The 4,134-nt window shown below is 55.0% G+C and carries 4 protein-coding genes and 1 pseudogene; 2 read left to right on the forward strand and 3 right to left on the reverse strand.

Annotated elements, in window-relative coordinates:
- Together MVK46_RS00660 and acs are read left to right on the forward strand one after the other, a co-directional pair.
- A pseudogene (locus tag MVK46_RS00660) lies at window positions 1-292 on the forward strand (carbon monoxide dehydrogenase); the annotation flags it as partial.
- Between the two features lie 275 nt (window positions 293-567).
- The gene (gene acs, locus MVK46_RS00665) at window positions 568-2,508 is read left to right on the forward strand and encodes an acetate--CoA ligase (RefSeq protein WP_297534487.1); all 1,941 of its coding nucleotides are present in this window, start codon (window positions 568-570) and stop codon (window positions 2,506-2,508) included.
- Here acs and hypE read toward each other — a convergent pair.
- From hypE to MVK46_RS00680, 3 genes are all read right to left on the reverse strand, one after another.
- On the reverse strand, window positions 2,505-3,521 hold the full coding sequence (hypE, locus tag MVK46_RS00670; protein ID WP_297534488.1) for a hydrogenase expression/formation protein HypE: 1,017 nt from the start codon (window positions 3,519-3,521) through the stop codon (window positions 2,505-2,507). The two genes, acs and hypE, sit on opposite strands and share 4 nt — an antisense overlap.
- Before the next feature lie 2 nt (window positions 3,522-3,523).
- Window positions 3,524-3,916 carry a HEPN domain-containing protein gene (locus MVK46_RS00675; protein ID WP_167914571.1) on the reverse strand — a complete coding sequence of 131 codons (393 nt, stop codon included), beginning with the start codon at window positions 3,914-3,916 and terminating at the stop codon, window positions 3,524-3,526.
- Window positions 3,913-4,134 (reverse strand): nucleotidyltransferase domain-containing protein (locus MVK46_RS00680; RefSeq protein ID WP_297534489.1); only part of this gene is annotated, 222 nt, incomplete at its 5' end. The genes MVK46_RS00680 and MVK46_RS00675, both read right to left, overlap by 4 nt.

The following is a 4,134-nucleotide window of genomic DNA, read 5'->3' on the forward strand; positions in this document are numbered from 1 at the left end:
AGAGCACTTTGGCAGGGGCGTTGACAAGTACGTTGACGTCGTCATCGACGTCGCAGAGCCCTCCGCCGAGTCCATAGAGCTGTCAAAGAAAATAAAAGCGCTGAGCGAGAGCCTCGGCCTGAGGCACGTTCTCGTTCTCAACAAAGCCCTGCCTGGCGTCGTGGAGGAACTGCCGGTTAAGCCCGACGTTGTGATTCCCTTCGACCAGAACTTCATACTCGACAGCCTGAAGGGTAAGGAAGTTGAACCGATAGAGCAGATAGAAGAACTGTGGAGGATAATCAACGGATGAACACATTCGAAAAACCTTTGACAGTCTGACGTTGCCTTCTCGTATTTTTACATATTTCTGTAAACATCTGTGGAATTTTTTCGGAACCTTTCGGGGATTCTTTGTCAATTGGGACTTCTCACGCCCTTGTTTCGACGAACGGTTATTTTACTTTCGTCGTTCGGCTAATTAGTTTCCCCTAACTCTTTTTCGACTTTCGTCGTTTATCACTTTGACAATCAACGAAAGAATTTTAAGGTTTCCTAATTCTCATTTCTGAGAAGCGAGGTGGTAGCATGCAGATAGGCGAAGGATTCCTCAAGGAAAGGTACCTGCCACTGGAGGCCTTCAGGGAGGAGCACCGGAAGTCAATAGAGAACATCGAAGAGTTCTGGGCCGAACAGGCGAAGGTTCTCGACTGGTTCAAGACCTGGGAGAAGGTCCTCGATGACTCAAGGGCGCCCTTCTTCCGCTGGTTCGTCGGGGGTCAGCTCAACGCGAGCTACAACGCCCTTGACAGGCATGTCAAGGCTGGAAAGAGAAACCGCGCCGCGATAATCTGGGAGAGCGAGAAGGGGGAGACTAGAACGCTAACCTACTACGAGCTCTACCGCGAGGTGAACCGCTTTGCTTCAGCACTGAAAAACCTCGGCGTCGGGAAGGGCGACAGGCTCGTCATCTACATGCCCCTCGTCCCGGAGGTTGTCATAGCAATGCTCGCCAGTGCGAGGATTGGAGCGATTCACAGCGTTGTCTTCTCCGGCTTCTCGGCTGAAGCCTTAGCAACGAGAATTAACGACGCAAGGGCAAAGGTCGTCATCACCGCCGACTACCTATACAGGCGCGGGAAAAAGCTCAACCTCAAAGAGATAGTTGACAAGGCCCTCCTCGAAACACCGAGCGTCGAAAGCGTCGTCGTCCTCAGGAGGGAAGAGAACGGCGTCAACATGGTCGAGGGCAGGGACTACGAGTGGAGCAAGCTTCTTGAGGGAGCCGAGCGCTACGTTGAGCCCGTTCCGGTCGAGAGCAACCACCCGCTCTTCATCCTCTACACGAGCGGAACAACTGGAAGGCCCAAGGGAATCGTCCACTCCACCGGAGGCTACCTCGTCTACGTGGCTAAAACGATGGAGTGGGCGTGGGGAATAACCGAGAGCGACCTATTCTGGAATACAGCGGATGTTGGCTGGATAACGGGCCACAGCTACCTCGTCTACGGGCCATTAACGCTTGGCCTTACTGTGATGATGTATGAAGGAGCGCTCAACTATCCAAAGCCGGACAGGCCCTGGGAGCTGGTGGAGAAGCACGGGGTAACGATATTCTACACCGCCCCAACGGCAATCAGAATGCTCATGCGCTACGGCGACGAGTGGGTGAAGAAGCACGACCTCTCAAGTTTAAGGCTTCTAGGTTCGGTGGGCGAGCCGATAAACCCAAGGGCCTGGAAGTGGTACTACGAAGTGGTCGGTGGTGGGAGGTGCCCGATAATTGACACATGGTGGCAGACCGAGACCGGTGGTTACATGATTTATCCCTCGGCCGGAATACAGTTGCCCCCGCTTAAGCCCGGCTCGGCTACTTTTCCGGGTCTCGGCGTCGATGCTGACGTTCTCAGGGCCGATGGAAGCCCGGCGGAGCCGAACGAGCGCGGCTACCTCGTGATAAAGAAGCCCTGGCCGGGAATGCTCCTCGGAATCTGGGGCGACGACGAGCGCTACATCAAGACCTACTGGCAGAGGTTCAGCAGGCCCGATGAGGGAATCTGGATTTACTACCCCGCTGACTACGCTATGAAGGACGACGAGGGCTACTTCTGGATATTCGGCAGGGCCGACGAGGTGCTGAACGTTTCGGGCCACAGGATTGGGACGGCCGAGATAGAGCATGCTTTGGTCCTCCACCCGGCAGTTGCCGAGGCCGCTGTGATAGGAAGGCCCGACGAGATTAAGGGCGAAGTGCCAGTTGCCTTCGTAATCCTCAAGGAGAACTGCGTTCCAAGGGAGAGCCTGAAGAAAGAGCTGATAGACTACGTCAGGGAAACCCTCGGACCGATAGCGGCTCCGGCAGAGGTGTTCTTCGTAAACAAACTGCCGAAGACGAGGAGCGGAAAGATAATGCGTCGCGTCCTAAAGGCCCTCGCCAGCGGAAAGGGCCTCGGCGACCTATCGACGCTGGAGGACGAGGCGAGCGTGGAAGAAGTGAAAAAAGCTTTGGAAGGCTTCGAGATGCGTTAGCATATCCTTGGCACGGGGTCTCCAGCAGGGGGCTCCATGAAGCGCTTTCCGCCGATTCCGGTTTCGAGGAGGACCTTCCCTCTGTATTCTTCTATTACCTCGCCGATTATCGCCGCGTCCTTCCCTCTCTTCGTCTTCCTCATCGCCTCAAGGGCCTCCTCCGCGTACTCCCTGGCAACGACCATGACAACTTTCCCCTCGTTCGCCACGTCGTAGGGACTGATTCCCAACATCTCGCTCGCGGCCCTTACCTCGGGCTTCACGGGTATATCTTCCTCCCTGACGAGGATTCCGACGTTGCTCTTCCTCGCTATCTCGTTGAGGGCGTTGCTCAGCCCGGCCCTCGTGGGGTCCTTCATCGCGTGTATATTTTCCCAGCCGATGGCTTTTGCAACCGCTTCAACGACCTCCCATATAGGAGCTACATCGCTCTTGAGCTCGGTTTCGAAGGCTATACCCTCCCTGTGGCTCATCAGCGCTATTCCGTGGTCTCCTATCGTTCCGCTGACGAGGACTATGTCCCCAACCTTCGCCCCGGCGTCGCTTACCGGCTTTTCCGCGATTCCAACTCCCGCGGTAATCACGAACATCTCTATGGGCTCTTCAACGACCTTTGTGTCGCCGGTAACGATTGGAACTGGGACTTCCCTGCAGGTTTCGTCCATCGAGCGGAGAACCCTCTCAAGGACATCCATGTCAAGGCCTTCCCCGATAATCATCGAGTTTGCTAAGGCTAAAGGCTTCGCGCCCATCACAGCCAAATCGTTGACCGTTCCGCTAACCGCGAGCCTGCCTATGTCGCCGCCGGGGAAGAAGAGTGGCTTGACGGTGTGGCCGTCTATCGTAAAGACTATGTGCTTGTCCCCGAACGGTATCGTCGCCCCGTCGTCGAGCTGGTCGAGTCCTATTCCCCCGGCGCTCTTGAGGGTCAGGGTCTTCAGTATGACGTCCCTCAGGAGCTCCTCCATTATTTCTCCGCCCGCACCGTGTTCGAGCTTTATCTTTTCACCCATCTTCAACCCTCCAGAAAGCCTTTCGAAATTAGATAGCGCCTCGTAAATTCGAGGAACTCTTCGGCGCGCCGTATGTTTTCGCGCGCCTCTTCCTCAGTTATATCAACCACGAAGGAGTAATCCGCGGTCTGCCTGAGATTAAACGCGGTTCGAAGGTGTGTGAAAAACCTGTGTGGGACTTCTCCAGTCTTGACGAACTCCCTGCCGAGGAGTGCTATGACTGCGGAATGCTTCGAAACCCTTATTCCCTTCGTCAGCAAAATGGCCTCTGCGCAGTAGAACATTGTGTAGTACGCCCTTGAGAGTGCGAAGGCATAAAACCCCTTCTCCAGCAACGTCTTTGAGGCTTCAAGGCTCCTCTCTGCTTTTTCCAGTATTTCCCTGTACCCACTCATACCTTGACACCTTCCGTGTAAACGTTCTGAATCAGCGGGTCGTGCTCCATTCTCGGATTAACCGGGTAAACGATGAGCGAGATAACTAACCCTTTCTCCAGAACGTATTCCTCTGTGATTTCACTGAGTCGGTCGTGCTCTTCGAGCGTTAGCCGTCTCTTGACAATGACAATCACGTCAACATCGCTGTCTTCTTTAGCTTCGCCCCTCGCGTACGA

This window comes from Thermococcus sp. (genome assembly GCF_027066465.1).
Lineage (GTDB): Archaea > Methanobacteriota_B > Thermococci > Thermococcales > Thermococcaceae > Thermococcus.

Coding starts and splice junctions, on each gene's coding strand:
- acs (WP_297534487.1), top strand. CDS start 568: ATGCAGATAGGCGAAGGATTCCTCAAGGAAAGGTACCTGCCACTGGAG.
- hypE (WP_297534488.1), bottom strand. CDS start 3,521: ATGGGTGAAAAGATAAAGCTCGAACACGGTGCGGGCGGAGAAATAATG.
- MVK46_RS00675 (WP_167914571.1), bottom strand. CDS start 3,916: ATGAGTGGGTACAGGGAAATACTGGAAAAAGCAGAGAGGAGCCTTGAA.